This window comes from Myxococcus sp. XM-1-1-1 (genome assembly GCF_020037095.1).
In the GTDB taxonomy this organism is placed as follows: Bacteria; Myxococcota; Myxococcia; order Myxococcales; family Myxococcaceae; genus Myxococcus; species Myxococcus fulvus.
Map to the genome: position 1 here is coordinate 1 of NZ_JAIQDH010000022.1, position 26,713 is coordinate 26,713.

General features: G+C 69.2%; 15 protein-coding genes. 9 read left to right on the plus strand and 6 right to left on the minus strand.

Going from position 1 to position 26,713, the window contains the following annotated elements; genetic code table 11:
* Positions 1–177: 177 nt before the first annotated feature.
* Positions 178–1,107, minus strand: a complete 930-nt coding sequence (locus tag K8640_RS32685) for a DUF1684 domain-containing protein (RefSeq protein WP_223750649.1) — start codon at positions 1,105–1,107, stop codon at positions 178–180.
* A 113-nt stretch (positions 1,108–1,220) separates the two neighbouring features.
* Here K8640_RS32685 and K8640_RS32690 point away from each other — a divergent pair, with 113 nt between their 5' ends.
* The 3 genes from K8640_RS32690 to K8640_RS32700 are packed head-to-tail and all read left to right on the plus strand — an operon-like array spanning position 1,221 to position 2,647.
* Complete coding sequence (locus tag K8640_RS32690) at positions 1,221–2,066, plus strand: 2-oxo acid dehydrogenase subunit E2 (protein WP_223750650.1); 846 nt, start codon at positions 1,221–1,223, stop codon at positions 2,064–2,066.
* 32 nt (positions 2,067–2,098) lie between these two features.
* The gene (locus tag K8640_RS32695) at positions 2,099–2,332 is read left to right on the plus strand and encodes a hypothetical protein (protein ID WP_223750651.1); all 234 of its coding nucleotides are present in this window, start codon (positions 2,099–2,101) and stop codon (positions 2,330–2,332) included.
* An 18-nt stretch (positions 2,333–2,350) separates the two neighbouring features.
* On the plus strand, positions 2,351–2,647 hold the full coding sequence (locus K8640_RS32700) for a cyclic-phosphate processing receiver domain-containing protein (RefSeq protein ID WP_223750652.1): 297 nt from the start codon (positions 2,351–2,353) through the stop codon (positions 2,645–2,647).
* Positions 2,648–2,794: 147 nt separating this feature from the next.
* On the opposite strand, the gene K8640_RS32705 is transcribed toward K8640_RS32700, so the two are convergent.
* Together K8640_RS32705 and K8640_RS32710 are read right to left on the minus strand one after the other, a co-directional pair.
* A complete protein-coding gene (locus K8640_RS32705; RefSeq protein ID WP_223750653.1) occupies positions 2,795–3,700 on the minus strand; it encodes a hypothetical protein in 906 nt (301 codons plus the stop codon).
* An 83-nt stretch (positions 3,701–3,783) separates the two neighbouring features.
* The gene (locus K8640_RS32710; protein ID WP_223750654.1) at positions 3,784–4,608 is read right to left on the minus strand and encodes a hypothetical protein; all 825 of its coding nucleotides are present in this window, start codon (positions 4,606–4,608) and stop codon (positions 3,784–3,786) included.
* Positions 4,609–4,744: 136 nt separating this feature from the next.
* Between K8640_RS32710 and K8640_RS32715 the strand changes: the two genes are divergently transcribed.
* From K8640_RS32715 to K8640_RS32735, 5 genes are all read left to right on the plus strand, one after another.
* A complete protein-coding gene (locus tag K8640_RS32715) occupies positions 4,745–5,635 on the plus strand; it encodes a hypothetical protein (protein ID WP_223750655.1) in 891 nt (296 codons plus the stop codon).
* Positions 5,636–6,055: 420 nt separating this feature from the next.
* Positions 6,056–13,222 carry a HAMP domain-containing protein gene (locus K8640_RS32720; protein ID WP_255653666.1) on the plus strand — a complete coding sequence of 2,389 codons (7,167 nt, stop codon included), beginning with the start codon at positions 6,056–6,058 and terminating at the stop codon, positions 13,220–13,222.
* 122 nt (positions 13,223–13,344) lie between these two features.
* Entirely contained in the window at positions 13,345–15,324 is a 1,980-nt protein-coding gene (locus tag K8640_RS32725; RefSeq protein WP_223750657.1) for a PAS domain S-box protein, read from the plus strand.
* 253 nt (positions 15,325–15,577) lie between these two features.
* The gene (locus K8640_RS32730; protein ID WP_223750658.1) at positions 15,578–16,561 is read left to right on the plus strand and encodes an AAA family ATPase; all 984 of its coding nucleotides are present in this window, start codon (positions 15,578–15,580) and stop codon (positions 16,559–16,561) included.
* A gap of 20 nt (positions 16,562–16,581) precedes the next feature.
* Positions 16,582–19,104 (plus strand): S8 family peptidase, encoded by a 2,523-nt coding sequence (locus tag K8640_RS32735; RefSeq protein WP_223750659.1) that lies wholly within the window; start codon positions 16,582–16,584, stop codon positions 19,102–19,104.
* A 35-nt stretch (positions 19,105–19,139) separates the two neighbouring features.
* On the opposite strand, the gene K8640_RS32740 is transcribed toward K8640_RS32735, so the two are convergent.
* Together K8640_RS32740 and yedA are read right to left on the minus strand one after the other, a co-directional pair.
* A complete protein-coding gene (locus K8640_RS32740) occupies positions 19,140–21,431 on the minus strand; it encodes a hypothetical protein (RefSeq protein ID WP_223750660.1) in 2,292 nt (763 codons plus the stop codon).
* 116 nt (positions 21,432–21,547) lie between these two features.
* The gene (yedA, locus tag K8640_RS32745; protein ID WP_223750661.1) at positions 21,548–22,492 is read right to left on the minus strand and encodes a drug/metabolite exporter YedA; all 945 of its coding nucleotides are present in this window, start codon (positions 22,490–22,492) and stop codon (positions 21,548–21,550) included.
* A 260-nt stretch (positions 22,493–22,752) separates the two neighbouring features.
* Between yedA and hrcA the strand changes: the two genes are divergently transcribed.
* Positions 22,753–23,784: a heat-inducible transcriptional repressor HrcA gene (hrcA, locus tag K8640_RS32750; RefSeq protein WP_046716540.1), complete on the plus strand. Its 1,032-nt coding sequence runs from the start codon at positions 22,753–22,755 to the stop codon at positions 23,782–23,784.
* A 32-nt stretch (positions 23,785–23,816) separates the two neighbouring features.
* On the opposite strand, the gene K8640_RS32755 is transcribed toward hrcA, so the two are convergent.
* The gene (locus K8640_RS32755) at positions 23,817–26,687 is read right to left on the minus strand and encodes a carboxypeptidase regulatory-like domain-containing protein (protein WP_223750662.1); all 2,871 of its coding nucleotides are present in this window, start codon (positions 26,685–26,687) and stop codon (positions 23,817–23,819) included.
* Positions 26,688–26,713 lie beyond the last annotated feature (26 nt).

A 26,713-nucleotide genomic window follows, 5' to 3' on the forward strand; every position in this document is an offset into this window, starting at 1 on the left:
GCGCCCCGCCATCTCTGGAGAGCGCGGAGTAGACCGCCGCGCTCTCTCCCTCGCTCTAAAATGGCGAAAGTCGAGTCTGAGGCTTCCATCTCTTTGGAATCACGATGAAAAATGAACGGGCCGGCCCGCGATGGATGCGGAGCCGGCCCGTGGGATGAGTCGATTTTCGTCCGTGGCTCAGTGGTCGCCGTAGCGCTTCTCACCGGCCTCCACGCGCAGGGCCAGGCGGTTGCCGCGCGGGGGCAGGGGGCAGGTGGCGAAGCGGGTGAACGCGCAGGGCGGGTTGTAGGCGCGGTTGAAGTCGAGCACCACCTGGCCGTCCTTCGGCATGTCCGCGTACAGGAAGCGGCCCGAGCCGTACGTCGAATCGCGGTTGGTCTCGTCCGCGAAGATGACAAAGAGCTGGTTGGAGCCGTCCTCCACCGGCGTCAGGCGGTACTCCTTGCCCGCCACCGTGAAGACGAGCGTGCCCGGGGCCTTCATCTCCTCCGTGGTGCCCAGCACGTTGGGGACCTGGAGCATGCGCGGCGTCTCGGCGGGCTCGAAGCGCGCGGTGACGCGCCAGGCGTTGCTCGCGGGGTACGTGGGGATGCCGTGGAACCCCGTGCGCGCGGGCGACTGCGAGTCCTTCACCCGCACGCCCACCTTGTCGCCGCGCTGGATGACGTGGAAGTTGAGGCTGCCGAGCTTCAGCACATCCGGCGAGCCCTGCTCGTCCGTCTTCAACGCGCCGCCGGTGAAGGGCTCGCCGTTGCGCGTGAACTGCACGCCCTTCTCGGGTTGGAAGGAGACCTCCTTCCCCTTGCGCGTGAAGGTGCCGAGCTTCGGCGGCGTGCCGTCCGGGAAGTCCAGCTTGTTGTCCGGCGCGGAGCCGGCGGTCTGCGCGCCCTCCTCCAGCCAGAACAGACCCACGAGGGACAGCCAGCCGTCCTCGGACTGGAGTCGCTGGAGGCGCTGCTCGTGCCACGTGCGGGTGGCGGCGGTGATGTCTTCGGGCGTCGTGGGGGCGGGCACGTTCTTGGCGGGGGCGGCGGGTTTCGGGGGCGCGGCCTTGGGGGCCGGCGCGGCGTGAAGGGCGAGGGACAGGGCCAGGGCGATGGGCGTCATGTCGGGGGCCTCGGTGGAGGGCTGGCTGCGGACGACCTGTCTAACAGGGTGCCCTCCGCCGCGCAGGGTGGGGTTGCAGGAGCGTTGGACTCCATGCGAAGCCCGGGCTCTTCGTGGACCTCGACCTGAAGCCGGCGCCGCCTCCTGGGGCCTTCCGCAAGCTCGCCCTGGGGGCCTGGGGCGCGCCTCGGGACCCGACGTCCTATGCCGCACTCGAGGTGCGCATGGAGCGCGCGCTCGTGTTCCTGGAGGCGTGGCGCGAGCGGACGGGGCAGCGGCTCACCGTGACACACCTGGTGGCCAAGGCCGCCGCGGACGCGCTGCGGCTGTACCCCGAGGCCAACGTGCTCATGCGCTGGGGCAGTCCGTCTCCGCGCGTCGACGTGGGCGTGTGCGTGCTCGTGGTGCAGCCCGAGCCGTCGGGGCGCGTGGACCTGACGACGGCCACGGTGCACCGCGCGGACACGTTGTCGCTCGCGGACTTCGTGCGGGCGATGGAGGGCGTGGTGGGGCGGGTGCGCTCGCGGGAGGACGCGGTCATCGAGCGGGGCAAGCGTCGCTCGTATCGCATCCCGGGGATGTTCATGGGGTGGGCGCTGCGGCTGCTGTCCTTCGTGTGGTTCACGCTGAACGTGGACCTGCGCTGGGTGGGGATGCCGAGGGACCCGTTCGGCTCGGTGGTGGTGACGAGCCTGGGCACGCTGGGGCTCGAACGGGGCTACGTGGCGACCGTGCCGTACACGCGGGTGCCGTTGGTGCTGGCGCCGTGCTCCGTGCGGACCGAGCCGGTGGTGGAGGCGGGGGAGCTGGTGCCGGGGAAGGTGATGACGCTGACGTGTACGTGGGATGCGCGGGCGCTGGATGTGGAGGTGGTGGCGCGGGTGCTCCGGCATGTCGGGGAGGTGCTGGAGTCGCCCGAGGAGACCCTGGGGGCTGCGAGCGGGACGCAGGTGGGGTAGAACGGGGCGTCGTCACCGCTGGAGGTCTGGTCATGCCCGTGGATACGAACCGCCGTGTTGCTTCCGCTCGTCCCGTGGGACGCGCGCTCGGAGGGCAGGACCGCTACGAGAAGGAGGCCCTCGAGGGCCCCGCGGAGGGAGGTCTGGCGATGGCTCGGCGGCAGCGGCTGGCGGGCGGTCCCAACCGGGCGGAGGGGGAGAGCCCCTTCGCCGCGAAGATGCGTCAGCTCGCCGAGGGCAAGCCGTCGAAGGACGGCGGACGCTGACTCGCCTGGGGTGACGCGGTGAGAGTGTATCTGGATGACGAGCGGCCCGCTCCCGAGGGCTGGGTGGCTGTCCGTTGGCCGGAAGAGGCCATCGCGTTGCTCGAGGGAGGACAGGTGGTCGAGCTCAGCCTCGACCATGACCTCGGGGATGACGAGCACGGCACCGGGTATGACGTGCTGCTGTGGCTGGAGGAAGCGGTGGCCACGCGAGGCTTCGTTCCTCCGCGAGTCCGCGTGCACTCGGCGAACAGCTCGGCGCGCCAGAAGATGGAGCTGGCGATTGTGCGCATCGAGCGGTTCGCGCGCGAGCGGTGAAGCTCCTTCGCACATGAGCTGGCGACACGAGGCGCGCAGGCCGCGCGCCGAGGCGCCCGCGCGGGCAGGACGCGGACCCAGCTCATGGTTCGCGCGTGAGCGAGAGGTGCTTGCGCCGGGGCCTGACGTGAGCGCCTCCGCCGGGAATCAGCGCGAGCGCGGTGTCACCTGGATTCGGGTCGCGTCGGAGGTGCCATCCGCGATGAGGTTGTAGGCGGCCTGGACGGCGGTGCCCTGTCGCAGGCCCTGCGTCGAGATGCGCTGCCCGTTGCGGACGATGCGGGTGTCCTCGCCGACGCGCAGGTCGTAGAGGTCCCCGGTCTCCGAGTCCTTGATGACAATCCGGTCCTGGGTGGCCGAGGTCACCTGTCCGCGCATGACGACGTTCGCGACGATGGTCTTCTCGGGGTCGGCGTTCACGTCGCCGGTGTCATTGGCGGAGGCGTCCTGTCGAGGCGCGCTCGCTGGGCCCGAGCCTCCCGTGCCGTCCTGCTGCTTCCCCGAGTCATCGTCATTGGCATGTCCGCCTCGGAGCGCGTTGACCTGTCGCTGGAGTCGCAGGACATCGTTGCGAAGCATGGCGACCTCTCGGGTCAGGTCTCTCTGGCTCAGGTCCTCTCCGGACGCGGCTGCCTCCGCGCTGCCGCCTCGTGCATCGCCCGCCGCATCTCGCGGCTCGGTGCCCTGGCGCGTGGGCTCGGGGCGACCGGCGGGCACGGAGTCCTTGTTGCCAGAGCCGCCCGTTCCGCGCGCATCCGACGCATTGTTGCCTGTGTCCGTGCCGCCAGCGTTGGTGTTCGAGGTGTTGCCAGCGCCACCGGTCGCCTGCGTGGTGGTGGTCGTGCTGGAGATGTCTTCAGCGCCCGTGGACCCATAGGGAACGACGGAGAAGGTCCCGGACGGATAGGTGCCAGGTGCCTGGTTGGCGCCGACGCCCGACTGGGATGGAGAGGACGTCCCTGCGCCCGCTCCGCTGCCCGCTGATTGGGCGAGGGCGACAGGAGACAAGAGGAAGCTGAACGTCAGGGCCGCGGTGCAGAGCGCTCGTCGCATGGGTGGGGTCCTTTCCTCGTGCTCAAACTTGAGGCGAGGACGGCCAGCGACAAGCGAGCCTCACGGAGGGCTCGGCCCCGTGGCTACTCGGGGAGCGGCGTGGTGACCCGAGACTCCAGCACGCGTGTCAGCGCGGGTTGTCCACAAGTTCCCCAGTCGATGGGGCGCACCGTGAGGAACAGCGGTGCGCGGAGGGCCGTCGCCAGCGCCGGCTCATCGAGCCCCTCGCGGTCATGCAGCGTCCACAGCAGCGCATCACGGACCGCATGGAGTTGTTCCCGCTCGCACCACGGGTCCACGCGCCAGGAGAGTTGCCCCAGTGCCATGAGCAACGCGAGGTCCTCGACGGGGAGCTGGGTCCAGCTTCGCGCGAGGAACACGGGGACGCCGCGCCTCACGCTCGACGCGTGCCACCGTGACTCGATGGCGGCGACCCGCCAGTCCGCCTCATCCCAGTGGCGCGTGAGCCAGATGGCCAGGGCGACCCGCTCGAGTCCCCGATATCGAACCGAGTCGCGAGCCTTCAACACGCGGAGCCAGCGGTCCGCCGCGTCCCGCGCGTGCTCGAAGCCCTCGGGCATGAGCCCCTCTCCGAGCGAGGGTGGGGAGAGCGCGACGCGAAGCAGCCCCTGCACCACGGTCCAGGACCACACGGGCTGCACGCGCTCCGTGTCAGGAGAGAAATCCCTCCACCACGTCACCCGCTGACGCGCGGAGGGCGTGAGCCCTTGGGTGGGCGAAGGAGGCAGCTCCGGGAGGCGCGTGAGCGCGTACCGATAGACACACTCCACCGTGGCCAGCGGCGCCACGAGGATGAGGCCCAGCAGCCACAGTCGTGCCCGCGCGGGGAGGATGCGACGCATGGCCGGCCCGCTGTGCAACGCGCGGACCAGTCCTGCCCCAATCATCCGTTGCTCCGCATGAAGCAAGCAGGCACCCGAGTCCATTCCGTGATGTGCTGGGATGCACCTCGGGGGGAGTGGCCTGGAGACAGGCCGGGCGCTATGCGTAGGGCCGGGCGGCGCGAGGCAGCGAGGAGTCACCTTGAGCGGACGCGAGAGCGCGGTGACCACGGGAAGGAAGAACGCGCGTGCTCCCGCCAGGAACACCCGCGCGCGCAGCCTCAGGCCCTGGCCCCTCACCCTCGCCTCCGCCGTCTCCCTGGGCCTGCTCCTCTACGTCGCCACCACCAGCCTGCCCTACCTCGTGTCCTCCCCCACGACGGACCCGAACTTCGGCGCCCTCAACCACTGTCTCTTCAAGGCCCACCCCGAGGCCCGGCTCGGCTGGGCCGTCTCGCCCGATGCCTCGCGCGCCGCCGTCTTCGGCGCCCACTCCGTCGCCACCTGCGGCCCCGCCAACGCCACCACGCGCCATGACCTCACCGGCGCGCTCGCCATCGCCTTCGACGCGGACAACCACCTGTGGCTCTCCGCCGGAAACCGCCTCCTGCGCGAGGACGGCGCCACCCTCGTCCCCATGGGCGACTTCCAGCCCATCGCCCTCGCCGGACACGCGCACGGCATGCTCGCCCTCGATGCCTCGGGGCAGCTCGTCTCCGTCTCCTCCAACGGCTCCGTGCTCGCGCAGACCCAGGTCCCCGCCTCCACCGCCCGGCTCTCCGTGGGCGCCGGCGGCGTGCTGGCCGCCGTGCTCTCCGACGGACACCTCCGCGTCTACGACACCCGCTCCCTCTCCCACCGCCCCCTCGATGTCCCCTGTCAGGTGGAAACGATGTGGTGGCTGGACGCACCCGAGCAGTTGATGATCGGCTGTTCCCCGACCGGGGCGCCGTCGTTCTCGCTCGATGTGCGGACGGGGGAGCGGACTCCCGTGCCCGAGGGCCGCGCGTTGGCCCCTGCTCGCCGGCTCTCCGGTCGGCCGCTTTATGTCCAGGGCTGCGACGGTTTTCCCTGCACGGCGCCGCCGCCCTGACATGTTGGACAGAGGCTGTGGGTTCCGCATGTTTCACGCGCGGTATCCATCGCCCGGGCTCGAAGTTCAGTAAGCGACAAATCACCTGGAGGACCGGGGCTTTGATTCGACAAGCCCGCGAACTCACAGGAGATTCGCTCCTGCCCGTCCGCTGCGAGGTCTCGGCTCGCGGCGTTCATCCCGATCAGAAGGGTTCTCCTCGTGGACGACACCAAGGTTCCCAGCTCCAACGGCAATGGCAGGAAGCGCGCCTCGACGCGCAAGCCCCGGAGCGAAGCGGCGTCCAGCCCGCAGCTCGCGGCCAACCGCGTCGAGTCCGAGCGCACGCGCGGCCGTGCCGCCGAGGACGGCGGCAGACAGACGGGCGGCCGAGGCGGCGGCGCGAGGACGCCGGGCGCGCGCATCCGCGGGGATGACCCCATGCAGACGCTGCTCGCCGCGCTGCGGGCCGTGCAAGGCGGCGACTTCTCCGTGCGCCTGCCGGACTTCACCTCCGTGCCGGTGATGGACGACATCTCCCGCGCCTTCAACGCGGTGGTGACCCTCAACTCCGCCATGACGCACGAGATGGTGCGCGTGGCGCGAGTCGTCGGCCGCGAGGGCCGCATGGCCGAGCGCGTGTCCTTGGGCGACGGGCGCGGCGACTGGGCCACGAGCATCAACTCCATCAACGCGCTCATCGGCGACCTGGTGCAGCCGACCACGGAAGTCGCGCGCGTGCTGGTGGCCGTGGCCGAGGGCGACCTCACCCAGAAGATGGCCCTGGAAATCGACGGCCAGCCGGTGAAGGGCGAGTTCCTGCGCATCGGCACCACCGTGAACGCGATGCTCGACCAGCTCAACTCGTTCGCCGCCGAGGTGACGCGCGTCGCGCGCGAGGTCGGCAGCGACGGCAAGCTGGGCGGTCAGGCCGAGGTGAAGGGCGTCTCCGGCGTCTGGAAGGACCTCACCGACAACGTGAACCTGATGGCCAACAACCTCACGGCCCAGGTGCGAAACATCGCCGAGGTGTCCACCGCCGTCGCCAACGGCGACCTGTCGAAGAAGATCACGGTGGACGCGCGCGGCGAGGTGCTCGAGCTCAAGAGCACCATCAACACGATGGTGGACCAGCTCAATGGCTTCGCCTCCGAAGTGACGCGCGTGGCGCGCGAGGTGGGCACGGAAGGAAAGCTGGGCGGTCAGGCCGCGGTGCCCGGTGTCTCCGGCACGTGGAAGGACCTCACCGACAACGTGAACTTCATGGCGTCCAACCTCACGACGCAGGTGCGCGGCATCGTGAAGGTGGTGACGGCGGTCGCCAACGGCGACCTCACCCAGAAGCTGATGGTGCCGTCGCAGGGCGAAATCGCCGCGTTGGGCTCCACGCTCAACAACATGACGGACACGCTCAACGTCTTCGCGCAGCAGGTGACGAGCGTGGCGCGCACGGTGGGCGTCGAGGGCAAGCTGGGCGCCCAGGCCCAGGTGCCCGGCGCCGCCGGCACGTGGAAGGACCTCACCGACAACGTCAACCTGATGGCCAACAACCTCACGGCCCAGGTGCGCAACATCGCCGACGTGACGACGGCCGTCGCCAAGGGTGACCTCTCCAAGAAGATCACCGTCGACGTGAAGGGCGAGGTGATGGAGCTCAAGGACACCATCAATACGATGGTGGACCAGCTGCGCGCCTTCGCCTCCGAGGTGACGCGTGTCGCTCGCGAGGTGGGCACCGACGGCAAGCTGGGCGGTCAGGCCGACGTGAAGGGCGTTGCCGGCGTGTGGAAGGACCTCACCGACAACGTGAACTCGATGGCCTCCAACCTCACCACCCAGGTGCGCAACATCGCCCTGGTGACGACGTCGGTGGCCAACGGCGACCTGTCCAAGAAGATCACCGTGGACGCGCGCGGCGAGATTCTGGAGCTCAAGAACACCATCAACACGATGGTGGACCAGCTCAACTCGTTCGCCTCCGAGGTGACGCGCGTGGCGCGCGAGGTCGGCACCCACGGCAAGCTGGGCGGTCAGGCCGAGGTGAAGGGCGTCTCCGGCACCTGGAAGGACCTCACCGACAACGTGAACGTGATGGCCGTGAACCTCACGACCCAGGTGCGCGGCATCGCCAAGGTCGTGACGGCGGTCGCCAACGGTGACCTCACGCAGCGGCTGAAGATGGAGGCCAAGGGCGAGGTCGCCGAACTGGCCGACACCATCAACGCGATGACGCAGACACTGTCCATCTTCGCGCAGCAGGTGACGGACGTCGCGCGCACGGTGGGCGTGGAAGGCAAGCTGGGCGCCCAGGCCGTGGTGCCGGGCGTCGCGGGCACGTGGAAGGACCTCACCAACAACGTGAACCTGCTCGCGAACAACCTCACCGACCAGGTCCGCAACATCGCCGAAGTCACCACGGCCGTCGCCAATGGTGACCTGTCCAAGAAGATCACCGTCGACGCCAAGGGCGAGGTGCTGGAGCTCAAGAGCACCATCAACACGATGGTGGACCAGCTCCGAGGCTTCGCGTCCGAGGTGACCCGCGTCGCCAAGGAAGTCGGCACCGAAGGGAAGCTGGGCGGTCAGGCCGAGGTGCGCGGGGTGTCCGGCGTCTGGAAGGACCTCACCGACAACGTGAACTTCATGGCGTCCAACCTCACCAGCCAGGTGCGCGGCATCGTGCGCGTGGTGACGGCGGTCGCCAACGGTGACCTCACCCAGAAGCTGATGATGGACGCGAAGGGTGAGATCGCCGCGCTCGCGGACACCATCAACGCGATGACGCAGACCCTGTCCATCTTCGCGCAGCAGGTGACGGACGTCGCCCGCACGGTGGGCGTGGAAGGCAAGCTGGGCGCCCAGGCCGAGGTGCCGGGCGTCGCGGGCACGTGGAAGGACCTCACCAACAACGTGAACCTGCTGGCCAACAACCTCACGGCCCAGGTGCGAAACATCGCCGAGGTGACGACGGCGGTCGCCAATGGCGACCTGTCGAAGAAGATCACCGTCGACGCGAAGGGCGAGGTGCTGGAGCTCAAGAGCACCATCAACACGATGGTGGACCAGCTCCGCGCGTTCGCCGCCGAGGTGACGCGCGTCGCCAAGGAGGTCGGCACCGAAGGAAAGCTGGGCGGACAGGCCGACGTGAAGGGCGTGTCCGGCGTGTGGAAGGACCTCACCGACAACGTGAACGTGCTCGCCGGCAACCTCACCGACCAGGTGCGAAACATCGCCAAGGTCACGACGGCCGTCGCCAATGGCGACCTGTCCCAGAAGATCACCGTCTCCGTGAAGGGCGAGGTGCTGGAGCTCAAGAACACCATCAACACGATGGTGGACCAGCTCCGAGGCTTCGCGTCCGAGGTGACTCGCGTCGCCAAGGAGGTCGGCACCGAGGGCAAGCTGGGTGGTCAGGCCGCGGTGCCCGGGGTCGCCGGCGTGTGGAAGGACCTCACCGACAACGTGAACGTGCTGGCCGGCAACCTCACCGACCAGGTGCGAAACATCGCCAAGGTCACGACGGCCGTCGCCAACGGCGACCTGTCGCAGAAGATCTCCGTCGAGGCCCGGGGCGAGATCCTCGAGCTCAAGAGCACCATCAACACGATGGTGGACCAGCTCCGCGCGTTCGCCGCCGAGGTGACCCGCGTCGCCAAGGAGGTCGGCACGGACGGCAAGCTCGGTGGTCAGGCCGCGGTGCCCGGGGTCGCCGGCACGTGGAAGGACCTCACCGACAACGTGAACTCGATGGCCTCCAACCTCACCGCGCAGGTGCGAAACATCGCGCTGGTGACCACCGCGGTGGCCAACGGAGACCTGTCCAAGAAGATCACCGTCGACGCCAAGGGTGAGATCCTCGAGCTGAAGGACACCATCAACATCATGGTGGACCAGCTCAACTCGTTCGCCTCGGAAGTGACGCGCGTCGCGCGCGAGGTCGGCACCGAAGGAAAGCTGGGCGGTCAGGCGGAAGTGCGCGGCGTGTCCGGCGTGTGGAAGGACCTCACGGACAACGTGAACTTCATGGCCCGCAACCTCACCACGCAGGTGCGCGGCATCGTCAAGGTCGTGACGGCCGTCGCCAACGGCGACCTCAAGCAGAAGCTGGTGGTCGAGGCGAAGGGCGAGGTCGCCGCGCTCGCGGAGACCATCAACAACATGACGGACACGCTGGGCACCTTCGCCGAGCAGGTGTCCACCGTGGCCCGCGAAGTGGGGGTCGAGGGGAAGCTGGGCGGCCAGGCCCGCGTGCCCGGTGTGGCCGGCACGTGGAAGGACCTCACGGACAACGTGAACTTCATGGCCTCGAACCTCACCACGCAGGTGCGCGGCATCGTGCGCGTGGTGACGGCGGTGGCGAACGGTGACCTCACCCAGAAGCTCATCGTCGACGCGAAGGGCGAGGTGGCCGCGCTCGCGGACACCATCAACAACATGACGGACACGCTGGGCACCTTCGCCGAGCAGGTGTCCACCGTGGCCCGCGAGGTCGGTATCGAAGGAAAGCTGGGCGGCCAGGCCCGCGTGCCCGGCGCTCGCGGCACGTGGCGGCAGCTGACCGACAACGTGAACCAGCTCGCCGGGACGCTGACCAGCCAGCTGCGCGCCATCTCCGACGTGGCCACCGCGGTGACGAAGGGTGACCTCACCCGCAGCATCACCGTCGTCGCCGAGGGCGAGGTCGCCGCGCTGAAGGACAACATCAACCAGATGATCGTCAACCTGCGTGAGACCACGCAGAAGAACCAGGAGCAGGACTGGCTCAAGACGAACCTGGCGAAGTTCAGCGGCATGATGCAGGGCCAGAAGAGCCTGGACGCCGTCAGCCGCCTCATCATGAGCGAGCTGACGCCGCTGGTCTCCGCCCACCACGGCGCGTTCTTCCTGATGGACACCGACTCCGGGACGCCGGTGCTCAAGCTGACCAGCACCTACGCCTACCGGGAGCGCAAGCACATCGCCAACCGCTTCCGTCTGGGCGAGGGGCTCGTCGGTCAGTGCGCCCTGGAGCGCAAGACCATCCTCCTCACCCACGTCCCGCCGGACTACATCACCATCTCCTCCGGCCTGGGTGAGTCCGCCCCGCTCAACATCATCGTCCTGCCCGTGCTCTTCGAGGGCGAGGTGAAGGCGGTCATCGAGCTGGCCTCGTTCCACACCTTCAGCGCCATCCATCAAATCTTCCTGGACCAGCTCACCGAGAGCATCGGCGTGGTCCTGAACATGATCATGGCGAACATGCGCACCGAGCAGCTCCTGCAGCAGTCGCAGGGGCTCACTCAGGAGCTGCAGAGCCAGTCGCGCGAGCTCACCCAGCAGCAGGACGCGCTCAAGCGCAGCAACAGCGAGCTGGAGGAGAAGGCGAAGCTGCTCGAGGAGCAGAACCGCCGCGTCGAGGAGAAGAACAACGAGGTCGAGCGCGCCCGCGTCAGCCTGGAGGAGAAGGCCGAGCAGCTCACCGTCATCTCCAAGTACAAGAGCGAGTTCCTGGCCAACATGAGCCACGAGCTGCGCACGCCGCTCAACAGCCTGCTCATCCTGGCCAAGCTCCTGTCGGACAACAAGGACGGCAACCTCTCCACCAAGCAGGTGGAGTACGCCAACACCATCTACGCGTCCGGCGGAGACCTGCTCAGCCTCATCAACGAAATCCTCGACCTGTCCAAGGTGGAGGCCGGCAAGATGCAGGTGGAGCCCCGGGACATCGTCCTCACGGAGCTCAACCAGTTCATCGACCGCGGCTTCCGCCCGGTGGCCGAGCAGAAGAACCTGGCCTTCACCGTGGAGGTCGCGCAGGGCACCCCGCGCGCCATCCGCACCGACCCGCAGCGGCTGCAGCAGGTGCTCAAGAACCTGCTCTCCAACGCCTTCAAGTTCACCGACGAAGGCAGCGTGAAGCTCACCGTGAAGCTGGCCGAGCCCGGCGCGCGGCTGGAGCACGAGGTGCTCAAGCGCTCGCGCTACGTCATCGCCTTCGCGGTGTCGGACACGGGCATCGGCATCGCCAAGGACAAGCAGCGCCTCATCTTCGAGGCCTTCCAGCAGGCGGACGGCTCCACCGCCCGCAAGTACGGCGGCACGGGCCTGGGCCTGTCCATCAGCCGCGAAATCGCCAAGCTCCTGGGCGGCGAAATCCACGTCAGCAGCGAGCCGCGCAAGGGCAGCACCTTCACGCTGTACCTGCCGCCCGAGTACGTGGGCCCCGACGACGACGGCCTGCCGGCCCTGCCCGCCATGCCCGCGCCGCTCGAGCCCCTGATGCCCCGCGGCAGCAACGTGGTGCCGGAGGCCCCGCTGCCTCCCGCGCCGGCGCCGGTGCCTCCCGCCGTGGCGGAGAGCGGCCACGTGCTGGACGCCGCGCTGCCGCCCCCGGTGGACTCGCTCCTGCCGCCGCTCGCGGTGGAGGATGACCGCGACCACATCCGCGAGGGTGACCGCGTCCTGCTCATCATCGAGGACGACCTGAAGTTCGCCCGCATCATGGTGCAGCTGGCGCGTGAGAAGGGCTTCAAGGCCCTGGTCGCCACCCGCGGCGACACCGGCCTGTCCATGGCCAACGAGTTCCAGCCGCACGCGGTGACGCTCGACATCCAGCTGCCCGTGGTGGACGGCTGGAGCGTGCTCGACAGGCTCAAGCGCAACCCGCGCACGCGCCACATCCCCGTCCACATCATCAGCGTCATGGACAAGCACCTGGGCAACGCCCAGGGCGCGTTCGGCTACCTCACCAAGCCCGTCAGCAAGGAAGGGCTGGAGCGGGTGTTCAACCAGCTGGCGCGCTTCCTGGAGCGCAAGGAGCGCCGGCTGCTGCTCGTCGAGGACGACGACGTCCAGCGCAGCAGCCTGGTCAGCCTGCTCGCCGAGGGAGGTGACGTCGTCGTCACGGCCGTGGCCACCGGCCAGGAGGTCCTCCAGAAGCTGGAGGAGGGTGAGTACGACTGCCTGGTCATCGACCTGCTGCTGCCCGACATGGACGGCATCAAGCTGGTGGAGGAGGTCAAGACCCAGCAGCGCTTCCGGGATTTGCCCATCGTCATCTACACGGGCAAGGAGCTCACGCCCAAGGACGAGGCCCGCCTGCGCCGCTACACCGGCAGTGTCATCCTCAAGAGCGGAACGAAGAGTCCCGAACAGTTGCTCAGCGACACCGCGCTGTTCCTGCACCGGCTGGACCAGAATCTGCCTCCCCGGGCGCGGGCGGCGCTGGCCCAGCGCAACGAGGAGGAGTCCGAGCTTGTTGGCAAGAAGGTGCTCGTCGTCGATGACGACATGCGCAACATCTTCGCCCTCACCAGCGTGCTGGAGAACCACGGCATGCAGGTGGTCTTCGCGGAGAACGGGCGGGCGGCCATCGAGACGCTCGAGCAGCACCGCGACGTGGATGTCGTCCTGATGGACGTGATGATGCCGGAGATGGACGGGTACGAGACCATGCGGGCCATCCGCAAGGACCTCCGGTACGCCAGCCTCCCCATCATCGCCGTGACGGCCAAGGCGCTGAAGGACGACCGGGAGAAGTGCATGGCCGCAGGGGCCAGCGACTACCTGCCCAAGCCGGTGGATACGGACAAGCTTCTGGAGCTCATCCGTCTGTGGGTATCGGCATGACGAAGAGAGGGTCCGATTGATGGCTAGCGCACGACTCGTCTTTGCCGGGCTTTTGACCGGCGGAGGCCGCGCCTAGCCTGTCCGGCCAGTAAACGGTCGGGGCATACCTTGCTCCTATTTCAATGACGCCTAGCGAACACATCTCCGCCGAACGCCCGCAGGACAGCAGCACCCGTTCCAGGGCGAGCATCTTGATGGTGGACGACCACCCGTCCAACCTGCTGGCGCTGGAGGCCATCCTCGAGCCGTTGGGGCAGGAGCTCGTCAAGGCGACGAGCGGCGAGGAGGCGCTCAAGTTCCTCCTGCAGCGCGACTTCGCCGTCATCCTGATGGACGTGCAGATGCCGGGGCTGGATGGCTTCCAGACGGCCACGCTCATCAAGCAGCGCGAGCGCACCCGCACCATCCCCATCATCTTCCTCACCGCGCTCAGCCGCGACGCGGCCCACATCTTCAAGGGCTACGCGCACGGCGCGGTGGACTACCTGCTCAAGCCCTTCGACCCGGAAATCCTCCGCTCGAAGGTCAGCGTCTTCGTGGACCTGTTCCTCAAGGAGCAGCAAATCCAGCGGCAGGCGGCCTTGCTGCGTCAGCGCGAGCGCGAGGCGATGGAGCGCCAGAGCGAGCTGCGCTACCGGCGGCTCACCGAGTCGCTGCCGGAGGTGATGTGGGCGGCGCGCGCGGACGGCTCGTTCACGTACGCGAACCGCGCGGGGCGTGACTACACGGGCATCCACGAGGAGCAGCCGCTGTCCTTGAGCACCTTCCTGGAGTTCGTGCACCCGGTGGACCGCGAGGAGATGCGGCAGGCGTGGGAGACGGCCATCCGCTCCAGTCAGCGGGTGGAGCGCGAGTTCCGCCTGCGCCGGTTCGACGGTGTGTATCGCTGGCACCTGGCGCGCGCGGTGCCGGAGCGGGACGAGACGGGCCACGTGGTGGGATGGATTGCGGTGGCCACGGACATCGACGACAAGCGCCGCGCCGAGGAGGCGCTGGGGCGCTTCAAGATGACGCTGGACGCGACGCTGGACTGCGTCCTGATGTTCTCGCCGGACTCGCTGACGTTGACGTACGCGAACGCGGGCGCGGCGAAGCAGCTGGCGAGCACCACGGATGAGCTGGTGGGGCTGTCGGTGCTGGAGGTGGAGGGGGCGTTCGACGAGGCGGGCTTCCGCAAGCTGCTGGCGCCGCTGGTGAGTGGGACGCTGCCCAGCCAGACGTACTCCACGACGCACCGGCGGCGGGATGGCAGCGAGGTGCCGGTGGAGGTGGTGCTCCAGTTCGTGTCGGCGGCGGAGGGGCCCGGGCGGTTCATCTCCGTGGCGCGCGACATCACCGAGCGGCAGCGCGCGGAGACGGCGCTGCGGCTGGCGAGCGAGGCGAAGGACGCGTTCCTGGCGGCGGCGAGCCACGAGCTGCGCACGCCGCTGGCGGCGGCCAAGGGGCACGCGCACCTGGCGCTCCTGAAGCTGGGGGGCGAGACGGAGGCGGGGCCGGGCAAGTCGCTGAAAATCATCAACCGTCAGATTGACCGGATGGCGAAGCTGGTCGAGGACCTGCTGGACATCAGCCGGCTGCAGGCAGGAAGGCTGTCGCTGGAGCTGGAGCGGTTCGACTTCAGCCAGCTGGTGCACGAGACGCGCGACCGGATGGCGGTGTTGTCGCAGGGGCATGAAATCCAGGTGGAGACGCCGGAGAACCTGGAGGGCATCTGGGACCGCGGGCGGCTGGACCAGGTGCTGACGAACCTCTTGTCCAACGCCATCCGTTACTCGCCGGAGGGCGGGGCGGTGCTGGTGCGGCTGACGGGGGAGGGGAGCGAGGGCGTGCACCTGTCCGTGAAGGACAGCGGCGTGGGGATTCCCAAGGACAAGCAGGCGCTCATCTTCGAGCGCTTCGGCCGCGCGCACGGCAGCAAGTACGGCGGACTGGGCCTGGGGCTCACCATCAGCCAGGGCATCGTCGAGCAGCACGGCGGCCGCATCTGGGTGGAGTCCCCGGGCGTGCCGGGACAGGGCTCCACCTTCAACGTGTGGCTGCCGCGCGAGACGGAAGTGCCGGGCGTGCACCACACGCAGCCGGGCCCGCGCACGGCGAGCTGACGAGGGGCGCGAGCGTCCCGTCGGATGGAAGTAGGGTATGCGGGCGGGACTCCTTCGGGAGTCTGCTCGGCGCTCAGGACGCCCCTGTCACGCTGGGTTTCCACCGGAGTGGCGCGAGCCTTGGCTGTCCCGATGTCGCCCTGGCCCCTGGCCGAGAATGTGCAGTTCCTCGGCTTCGGGTTCAGAATTCACGGGTGGTATCATGGGAACCGAATGGTCCCTGTCTGACTGTTCAGGGTACAACGAAGCCGTCATGGCCAGCGCAGAGCAAGTCAAGGCACTCATCCGAAGTCATGCCGATGGCGATGATGCCCGGTTCTACGCGATTGCAATCCAGGTCGCGGCTCAGGCCGCGCGCAGCGGGCATGGCAAGTTCGCCCAGGAACTGCGTGACCTCGTCGACCAGGTCAAGGCACGCGCGCCGACGGTTCCTTCTCGGGGTGCGAAAGCTGTTCCCCTGGCCCAACCTCGTGGCGAGCTCGCGGGACTGCTGACAGTCGGCTATCCGAAGACGCGCCTGAGCACGATGGCGCTCTCTGCTTCGTTGGAGGGTCGGCTCGAGCGAGTGCTGACCGAGCAGCGTGAGCGTGACCGCTTGCGCGAGCATGGTTTCTCGCCGATGCGGAAGCTGCTGCTGGTGGGACCGCCGGGGACGGGTAAGACGATGAGCGCGGCCGCGCTCGCTGGGGAGCTGGGGCTGCCGCTCTTCAGCATCCAGCTCGACGGGCTCATCACGAAGTTCATGGGTGAGACCGCGGCGAAGCTCCGGCTCGTCTTCGACGCGATTCTGTCGACCCGGGGCGTGTACTTCTTCGACGAGTTCGATGCACTGGGTAGCGAGCGCGGCGGTAGGAATGATGTCGGCGAGATTCGCCGCGTGCTCAACTCGTTCCTCCAGTTTCTGGAGCAAGATGAGTCCGACAGCCTCGTGTTGGGCGCGACCAACCACGTTGGACTGCTTGACCGTGCTCTTTTCCGTCGCTTCGACGCTGTGCTCGAATATGCGTTGCCCACGGCGGAGATTGCGACGCGGGTGATGCGGAACCGGTTGGCCATGCTGGATACCGGTGGGGTCGACTGGGATGCAGTAGAGAAGTCGGCTGAGGGATTGAGCCATGGGGAGATTGCGATGGCCTGCGAGCAGGCCGCCAAGAACGCAATCCTCGACCACCGCACCGCAGTGAGTGACGCGGAGCTCAGGGCTGCTCTGCGTGAGCGTCGTGACACGCATGCCTAGCGAGTCAGGAGAACTGACGCGTGCCGGCTCCTCGAAACCGTAAGCACATCCTCGTTCCTGGGCGGCCTAAAGCGGCTCCGTACAAACCTTACGGGAAGGACATTCCCGAGAAGAAGGTGCCTCCACCCGAGGGTCGTACCCGGCACGGCGAGGCACTCACGCATGCGCTCAATGTTGCCGTTGTCGAAGCGACTCAGCGTCGCGCCGAAGTCGACTTCGACGTGCATGGCGCCGAGCCTGGACTCTATGTGCAGTTCGAGAGTCAGCCCGGGGTACCTCTCCAGCTCAGCTCGCTCGAAGATATTCGCCAGGGTATCGAGCTTGTCGCCGTCACTCACGCGCAGACGGAGGAGCCTGAGCCTCGACGCATTGAGCGTGCGACGGTCTTTGTTCCTGACGGCAAGGTGACGCACTTCCTCAAGCGGTTCGAGGATTACGCGAAGAGCGCTCCGAAGGCGAAGAAAGAGCGGCGTCACGAGGACATGCTCGACCCCGTGGCGACTCTCCGTCTCGCCACCTTGCGGGGATTATGGACTGATGCGACCGAGGTCTACCCTCAAGATAACGAAGTCATCTGGTGGGAGGTGTGGCTGCGCCGTCAGGATGGGAGTGAGCTTGCGCGCCTCATGGAGTTCGCGGTGCACCAGTCGCTCGCCGTTGCGTCCAGGCGACTCCAGTTCGAGGACCGCATCGTCACGCTCGTGCGGGCGTCACCGGCACGGCTTTCGGCGTCCATCGATGTCCTCAACGATGTGGCCGAGGTCCGGAAGGCGAAGGAGGTGGCGACGGGCATCGTCGACTCTTCGCCGGTCGAGCAAGCGGATTGGGGGAGGGACCTGCTTGGACGCACCACACCTGCATCCGCGCGCGCGCCCGCAGTCTGTATCCTCGATACGGGAGTGAACCGAGGGCACCCGCTCCTCTCGGCCTCCCTGCAGGCCGCTGATTGCCATGCTTTCGATACTGAGTGGGGGACACATGACCACCACGGGCATGGCACCGAGATGGCAGGTCTCGCGCTCTTCGGTGACCTCACACCGCACCTCGCGAGCCGTCAGCCCGTCCCGCTCCGTCATCACCTCGAGTCCGTGAAGATTCTGCCGCCCGAAGGGAAGAACCCTCCGGACCTTTATGGGGCTATCACCGCGGATGCCGTGAACCGTGTCGAAATCCAGGCACCCGAGCGCAGGCGCTGCTTTTCGATGGCGATCTCCACGACGGATGGGCGCGACCGAGGGCAGCCGACGTCGTGGTCCGCAGCAGTCGATGCGCTTGCCGCCGGTCGTATGTTCGACCCGAGCACGCAAGGGCTCGAGTACCTCGATGATGGCGTCGACGCTGCGAGGCGTCTTTTCGTCCTCTGTGCTGGCAACGTAGGCGAGTTGCATGTGAATCACATCGAGAACAGTGACACCGACTCGATACACGACCCAGGGCAAGCGTGGAACGCGCTCACCGTGGGCGGATTCACCGAGAAGGCGGTCATCAACGACCCGACGTGGTCGCATATGTCGCCCGTAGCGAGACCCGGAGAATTGTCGCCTTGGAGTACGACGAGCCTGCTCTTCGCGGAGGCCTGGCCCATCAAACCCGACGTGGTCTTCGAGGCTGGCAACGTCATGAAGAGCGCGAAAGGGGAGGTTGATTTTCCATGTCCCGACCTGAGTCTGCTTTCCACCTACTTCCGTCCGGCGGAGCAGTCCTTCGTGTTGAGCTGGGCGACCAGTGCGGCGACAGCACAGGCGGCGCGCTTGTCCTCGTTCATCGCCGCTGAATACCCAACGCTGTGGCCTGAGTCCGTGCGGGCACTGCTGGTGCATTCCGCGGAGTGGACTTCGCAAATGCGCGCGAGTCTCCAAGGTGCCAGCGGAAAACGAGCGCGTGCTCGCCTTGTCCGTCGATACGGGTTTGGAGTGCCGAACAGCGACCGTGCCCTGCGTAGCGCGAATGACGCGCTCACGTTGATTGCCCAGGCGAGCATCCGCCCCTTCGAAGAGGGGAAGATGCGCGAGATTCAGTTCTTCGAGCTGCCGTGGCCGCGCGCGGTGCTACAGGGGCTCGGAGGTGCACGGGTTCGTCTGCGCGTGACGCTCTCCTACTTCATCGAGCCAAATCCTGGGCGTCGAGGATGGAAGCACCGTCACCGCTATGCCTCGCACGGGCTGCGCTTCGATGTGAAGGGACGCACCGAGTCGATGGAGGAGTTCCGAAAGCGGCTCAACCAGAAGGCGCTCGAAGATGGCGAGAGGCGACCGTCGTACGGTGGGGATTCCGACAAATGGTACCTCGGTGAACAGTCTCGGAATCGAGGATCCCTCCACTCCGACATCCTGGAGGGCTGCTCCGCAGCGGACCTCGCCGAGCGAGGCGTCATCGCCGTCTACCCGGTCAGCGGATGGTGGAAAGACCAGCCCAGGCGGGACCGGAGTGAGCAGGGCGCGCGGTACGCGCTCATCGTGTCGATTGAGACGCCCGGCGTCGAAGCCGATATCTGGACGCCCGTCGCGGAAGAGGTCGGCTTGCCGGTCGATACCGAGCAGTAGCCTGCTGACGAGGGGCGCGAGGGCGCCCCCTCGCGTCACAGGTTGAAGCCCACGTTGCCCACGGAGATGCTGGGTCCGAAGATGAAGGACCAGCGGCTCGAGTCGACGACGGAGCCGTCCGAGCGGCGGGTGATGTCGTCGCGGAACTCCCGCGCCACCCACGCCTGCGCGCCCACCGCCGCGCCCGGACCGATGGGCACCCGCAAGCTCAGCCCCATCACCACCGCCAACGTCGGCGGGAACTCGATGTCGCCGGACTGGGGAATCAATCCCATGCCCATCAGCCCCATCTCGAAGCCGAGCAGCCGCTCCTGGCCTTCGTCATTCAAGAGCGCCAGGCGCGACACCACGCCGAAGTTGAGGATGAGCTGACCGCTGGGCTCCGTGGCCCGGTAGAGACCCGCCGGAATCGTCGCCGTCGTGTACAGCCGCAGCCGCCCGCCGCTGACGATGGCCGTCCACTGCGCCGACGGCAGCCCCGAGCGGTCCGCCGTGCTCAGCGCATAGCGCGACTCGTCCGCCACCAGCGACACCTGCACGAGAATCCGGTCGAACTGGCCCAGCTGCCCCGGCACCGGAATCGTGCGCGTCTCCCCCTGCGGCCGCAGCAACATGCGCTGCTCCACCTGGCTCTCCCCGCGCGCCGAACCATCCGGCTTGGTGACGCCGATGCGCAGCACCACCTCCTGCGCGCCCTGCTCGGGCTTGAGCCGCTCGCGGTGGATGACCACCCGACAGGAGTTGCGCATGGCGTAGTCGATGCGGTGCGGACGGCTGGGCTCCAGCACCCGGTCCTTGCCGTCCTTGTCCGCGCACACCAGCTCCACCACGCTCTCCACCCGGATGGGCACGCTCGCCTCGCGCACCGAGCGCTGCACCCGCTCCGTGACGACCACCAGGTCCGTGGTGGCCAGCTCCCCCGGCAGCGTGGAGAGCTGATAGCCGAAGCGCAGCGACACGAAGCCGCCCGCGGTGGGCTCGCCCTGCACGTACGTCGTCCCGTCGCGCGTCGTGACGGTGTACGCGCCCGCCACGGGGCGCGGCACGAAGCGGCCCTGCTCGCCGCTGGCCGCCACGTGCAGCTCCGCGGGCCGGTTGATGGGGATGAAGTCGATGGTGCCCTGGTCGCCCAGCTCCAGCGACGCCCTGGGCACCGGCAACGGCTGCGTCCTCGTCGTGTCCGACGCCACCACCGAGCCCTCCACCCGCGACGTCTGCGCGCTCACTGTCACTTGCTGCTCGGACGTGCCGCCGGTGCGCAGGAGCACGTAGGTGCCGTCGGAGGCCTTCACCACGCGCTCCACGCGGGCGCGCTGGTCGTTCATGGCCCAGAGCAGCTTGCGCGGGTCGTGCTGACAGGACACGTCCAGGCGGACCACCATCGCGGAGTTCTCCGCGTCGCGCAGCACCGTGCCGTCCACCGCCGTCAGCGGACACGCGAGCACCGGCAGCGTCTCCACCAGCACCTGGTCCAGCGCCTCGCCGCGCGCGAAGTAGATGCGCGGCGCGAGCCTCAGCCGCAGCGTCACGCTGACGTCCACGCCCGGCACGTTGCGCAAGGACACCGAGCCCTCGTTCACCTCGCAGCGCACCGGACCGCAGTCCACCGACGCCAGCGCCTCCGAGTGGCTCAGCGCCACGAAGCCCGGCCCGCGCGACACGTCCACGCCCGCCGACTGGATGAGCGGCTGGGTGAGCACCACGCGCCCGGGACGCAGGCGGAAGGTCTCCGGGTCCACCACGTTGCCGGACGCATCGAACGTGGTGACGTCCTTGCCCCAGCGCCCATGCGGCGGCGTCCAGTACAGCGCCGCGTCCGTGGGCAGCCCGCGCGCCACCGGCACCGTGCAGTTGCCCGGGCCTCGCTCCACGGATGGCGTCAGGCACACGTCCTGACCCTCCATCAACGTCGGCTCGGCCACCGTGCGCGGCGTGCCGCTCCAGGCGACGCCCACGTGCGACAGCCCCGTGCCGCGCAGCTCCACCCGGCCCTCGTCGGGGAAGAAGTTGGTGCCCGCCGCGTCCACGCGCGGGAAGGGGCCGGTGGCGATGACGGTGACGCGCTCCTCCGTCGTCTCGCACTGGCCACCCGTGGGCGCGACCTTCAGCTCGAGGATGCGCGCGTCATCCTGCTCCACGCGCGCGGGAGGCTTGAGCGAGCGTCCGTCCGGCGACAGCGTCCAGCCGGCCCTCACGGGGCCACACAGCGTGCCCTTGGCGGTGACGGGGACGCTCGGGCCTCCCTCGGGGACCTGGATGACGGGAGCGGCGGTGGACACGCCCGTCACGAGCAGGCAGGCGAGGCAGAGCGCGCGAAGGGATTCCATCCCTCCGTTAAACAGCCCGAGACACAACCCACGTCAAGCGCCGTCTGGCCTCGTCGGCCCGGGTTGACACCGCACGTGTGTCCCCCCGGGCACGGCGGGTCCGCGAACGTCGTCCCTCAGCGCTTGCGTGTCAGCAGCACCACGGCGCCAAGAATCGCGGCCATGGCCACCCACGCCAGGGGACTCAGGGATTCGCCGGCGAACACCGCGCCCAGCAGCACCGCCACCACCGGGTTGACGTACGCGTAGCTGGTGGCGAGCGAGGGGCTCGCGTGCCGCATCATGTACGCATACGCGCTGTAGCCCACCAGCGAGCCGAACGTCACCAGGTACGCGAAGGCCGCCCACGCGCGCGGCTCCGGCATCACGTCGAACGATTCGCCGCGCAACAGCCCGAAGAGCAGCATCAGCGCGCCGCCGCACAGCATCTGCGCCGCGGGCGCCATCATGCCCGTGGGCATGGGCATGCGCCGGCCCAGCACCGAGCCCAGCGCCCAGCTCGCCGGCGACACCAGCAACACCAGCGTGGGCAGCAGGCTTCCGCCCAGCTCACCTCCCAGGTTGAGCAGCACGATGCCGCCGAAGCCCACCGCCAGCCCCCAGCGCTCCAGCTTCCCGGGCCACTGTCCGAAGAGCCCACCGAACAGCGCCGACCACATGGGCAGGCTGCCCACCACCAGCGCCGCCACGCCCGAGGGCACCCACTGCTGCGCGAAGACGAGCCCGCCGTTGCCCACGCCCAGAAGCAGCGTGCCCACCACCGCGCTCGCGCCCCACTGTCGCCCGGTGGGCACGGGTGTGCCCTTGAGCCACAGCGCCGCGAACATCAGCGTCCCCGCCAGCAGGAACCGCGTCCCCGACGCGAGGAACGGCGGCATGCCTCCCTGGAGCACCCAGCGGATGGCCAGATAGGTGGACCCCCAAACGAGGTACAGCGTCACCAGGCACAAGAGGAGGCGGCCGCGCGGGGCGCTCGGGGTGGGCGTGTCCGCGAGGGAGACGGAGGTGAGGGTGGGGGCGGGAGGCGTGGACAGGGATGACGCGGCGGATGAGGCGGTCACGGTGGCGCGGCTTGTAGCGTCGGCACACCCCGTCGGCCATGTGAGCATTGCCATACCCCACAGTCGGTCGTTCTCCCGGGCGATACAGTGCGAGTGCACGCCCGCTCGGACGCTGGCGGACGGGGCGCGGTGGGGGCCCGCTGTCGGCCGCTCGGCGGATGGGGCGTGGATTGAACCCGCGGACGCGCTTTCTTACACTTGGGTGTTGGAGCGGTGGCCGCGAGGTGGTGGGCCACGGGCTCCCAAGTGAGAGCGCCTGGATGTCCGAAGAGCTGGGTGAACGCGAGAAGGAAGTCCTGCGAGCCGTGGTGCAGGAGTACATCTCCACGGGCGGGCCGGTGGGCAGCCAGCAGCTCACCCGGCGCCCTGGGTTCGAGGTCTCCTCGGCGACCATGCGCAACGTGCTGGCCGACCTGGAGGAGCTGGGTTTCCTGGAGAAGCCGCACACGTCGGCCGGCCGGGTCCCCACGGATGCGGGCTACCGCTTCTACGTGGACACGCTCGTCAAGCTGAAGGACCCGACGCCCAGGGACCGGGAGCTCATCCACGCGGGCCTGTTCCATGAGGCGAACCTGGAGGAGATGCTGGGCGAGGCGAGCCGCATCCTCCACTCGCTGACGCGGCATGCGGGCGTGGTGGTGACGCCTCGGCCCGACTCGGCGGTGTTCCGGCGCATCGAGTTCGTCCGGCTGCGCGAGGACCGGGTGCTGGCCATCCTCGTCGGGCAGAGCGGGCAGGTGGTCAACAAGGCCATCACGGTGGACTTCCCCATCACCTCGGACGAGCTGATGCGGGCGAGCAACTTCCTGTCGGAGCTGCTGCACGAGGTGCCGCTCGAGGAGGCGCGCGAGCGCATCCGCGCGGAGATGGACCAGGAGCAGGCGCTCTACAACGCGCTGACGGCGAAGGCACTCAAGCTGGGCGCGGCCGCCACGGACCTGCCGACGACGGAGCGCGTGCTCATCCAGGGCACCGGCTCCTTCCTGGAGCAGCCGGAGTTCGCGGACGTGGAGCGGATGCGAGCGCTGTTCAAGGCGCTCGATGAGAAGCACCGGTTGCTGTCGCTGCTGGACCGGGTGCAGCGCGCGAACGAGATGCAGATCTTCATCGGCGCGGAGAGCGACTTCTCGGCCGCGGGTGACGTGACGGTCATCGCCAGCCCCTATGGGAACCAGGAGCAGGTGCTGGGCACGGTGGGCGTCATCGGCCCGACGCGCATGGACTACCGGCGCGTGATTCCGCTGGTGAACTTCACCGCGCAGGTGCTCTCGCGCGTGCTGGAGAAGGTGTAGTCCGACGCAGGGACGGGCGCGTGCCGCGCGGCCTACTCCGCGCGGGTGGCGAACAGCTCGCGCTCCTGACCTTCGCGTCGCACCTGGAGCCGCACGGGTGAGCCCGGCGTGCCCCGTGTCCTGGCCTCCGCCTCCGCGCGGTCCCTCACCACGAGGCCATCCACGGAGACCAGCCGGTCTCCCACCACCACGCCCGCGCGCGCGGCGGGCCCGTCCGGCGTCAGCCACGCGACCTCCACCGAGCCGCGCGCCTCGCTGAAGCCCGCCCCCACCGTGCCCGGCTGCGCGCGGCGCGGAGACACCGTCACGTCGCCCACGTCCGTCGTCTCGCCCGGCTTCACCTTCACCGCGCGCGTCTCCACGCGGCCCTCGAACGGCATCAGGCGCACCGTGTGCGGCCCGGGGCGCACGTCCGGGAGCTGGAAGCGTCCGTCCGGGCCGGTGTGCGTGTCGGGCTTCGCGGACACGGGCTGGTCCAGGAACACCGCCACGCCCGCGGCCGGTCCCCCATTGCGCGCCCACACCGCGCGCCCCGCGATTCCCGCGGCGCCCGTCCCCTCGAGCTCCACCTCCACCTCGCTCGCGCCGCCCGGCGTCAGCGCCACCTGCGCGGAGCCCGTGCGCCCGTCTCTCGCGCGCACGTGCACCTTCAGCGCCTGTCCCGGCGCGTCGAGCAGCTCGAACGTGTCACCCGTGAAGTGCCGCGTCGACGGCGCCTCCGCCTCCCAGGGCAGCTCCTCGCCGCTCGCCTCCGTCAGCGTCAACGTGAAGCCATCCGGGGGGGTACCCCCTTTCGCGACCAGTTTCCCGCGCAGGCGCGCCGCCGGCTTCAGCCGCAGCTCCACCAGACCCTGACCCTCGCTCACCGAGGGCACCCTCACCGTGCGTCCCGCGTTGTACGCCGCCAGCTCCGCGAGCGGCGGCGCGCCCTGGGGACGCGTGGGGACCTCGAACGTGCCCTCCTCGTTTGCCTGCACGCGCAGGATGAAGGGCATGTCACCGCCCTGCACCGCCGCGACGATGGCGAAGGGACTGGGGGCGCCGGAGGGCTCGCGCACCGTGCCGGAGATGCCGCGCTCCTCGAGCAGCACCAGGTCCTGCTGCACCGCGCTCCCCGCATGGACCGTGACGCTGGGGTCATCGTCCTGGAAGTAGATGAAGCGCGCGCGCGGCAGCACCGCGGTGAGCTGGTACACGCCCGCGGGCAGCTCCATCGAGTACACGCCCTGCGCGTCCGTCTCCGCGTAGCTGATGTTCGCCGCGCCGCCGCCCGTCGACGTGCGGGCCACGGCGCGCACCAGCGCGGGCTCGGACGGAGGCTTGCCGGACGCCTGCGTCACGCGGCCCTGCACCATGCCGGTGTCCGCCAGCACCAGCGTCGTCCAGACAGACCGCTTCGGCAGCAGCGTCTCCACCTTCTCCGTCCATCCCTGGACGCCCTCGCGCCGCGCGCGCACGTGCACCTGTCCGGGGACCAGCTCCCGGAACGCGAACGCGCCCCTCGCGTCGGTGTGCGTGGTGCGCGCCGCCACACCCGAGCGGCGGCCCGCGTCCAGGCGCACCTCCGCGCCCTCCACGGGCGTGCCGCGCGCGTCCTGGACGATGCCCTGCAGGCTGGCGCTCGCGGGCTCCAGCTCGAAGTCCAGCTGCGTGAAGACGCCGGTGCCGACCTCCACGTTCGCCTTCATGCCTCGCGAGAAGCCCGGCGACTGGACCACCACGTCGTAGCTGCCTGGAGGCAGTCCCAGCCGGTAGATGCCGCCACCGCCGAGCGTCGTGCGCGCGAGCTCCCCCTGGCTGTCCGCGGGGTGCACCACCAGCTCCGCGGAGCGCACCGGGAAGGCGACGTCGGTGGAGCGCACCTCGCCCGTCAGGCCACCCTCGGCGCCCAGCGTGAGGGTGAGGCCGCGCAGCGTCTGGCCGGGGCCCACGAACAACGTCCCGGGCGCGCGACCGACCGCGTCGCCACGCTGCGCGGTCAGCACCCAGTTGCCCATGCCCACTTCCAGCGCGAACCCGCCGCCCTCGCTCGAAGTCGTCTCCAGGGGCGTCAGGCCTCCCGTGGCCCGCACCCGCGCGCCAGGGGCGGGCTGCCCCTTCGCGTCCACGACATAGCCCTCCAGCGTGCCCGCGCCCCACAGCCCCACCACCAGCTCCCCCTGCTGCGGGACGTGGAGGAAGAGCAGCTCGCGGCGGCTGAAGCCGGGCGCCTGCGCGGTGAGCCGGTAGCGGCCGGGCGCGAGGCCGGACAGCTCGAACTGGCCACGGCCGTCGCTCGTCGCCGTGGCCGCCTCCTCCGCGAGCTCCACGGGCTGGGCCCAGGAGAAGGCCGTGCCCGGGTAGGGATGGAGCGTCACCTCGGCCAGGGGCACCGGCTCACCGCCGCCCTCCTCCACCGTGCGGCCTCGCAACGTCACGCCCTCGGTCAGCGTCAGCTCGACCACCGTCTGGGGCAGGTCCTCCGGGCGGGTGGCCTCGCGGCGCGCGGGGGCGTGGCCCGGGGCTTGCGCCGTGACGAGATAGTCACCGGGGCGCGCGGGGAGCTGGACGGTGCCGTCCGGGCCCGTGGTCCCCTCGCTGGTGAGTCGCCACGTGGGCTCGCGGCGTTCATCGGGAGGCCGGCGGAAGGCGCGCACCTTCGCGCCCGCCAGGGGCCCCTGGGGCCCGGTGACGCGCACGAGGAAGGCGCCCTCGTCGGGCGTCACCGGCGTGTCACGCGGCGTGGCGGGCGCGGAGCTTCCAGGGGCGGGCCGCGTCGTCTCGCCGTTGAGGGGGCGAGGCGGGGTGGGCTCCTTCGCGGGGGCCGCCTCGCCCTGATGCGGGACTCGGAGCCAGAGCAGGAGCACGGCGCAGAGGGCCAGGAAGGCGGCGATGATGAAGGGACGGTGGAAACGCTGTCGCATGGCTCGTCCTCGCGGAGAGGCCAGCG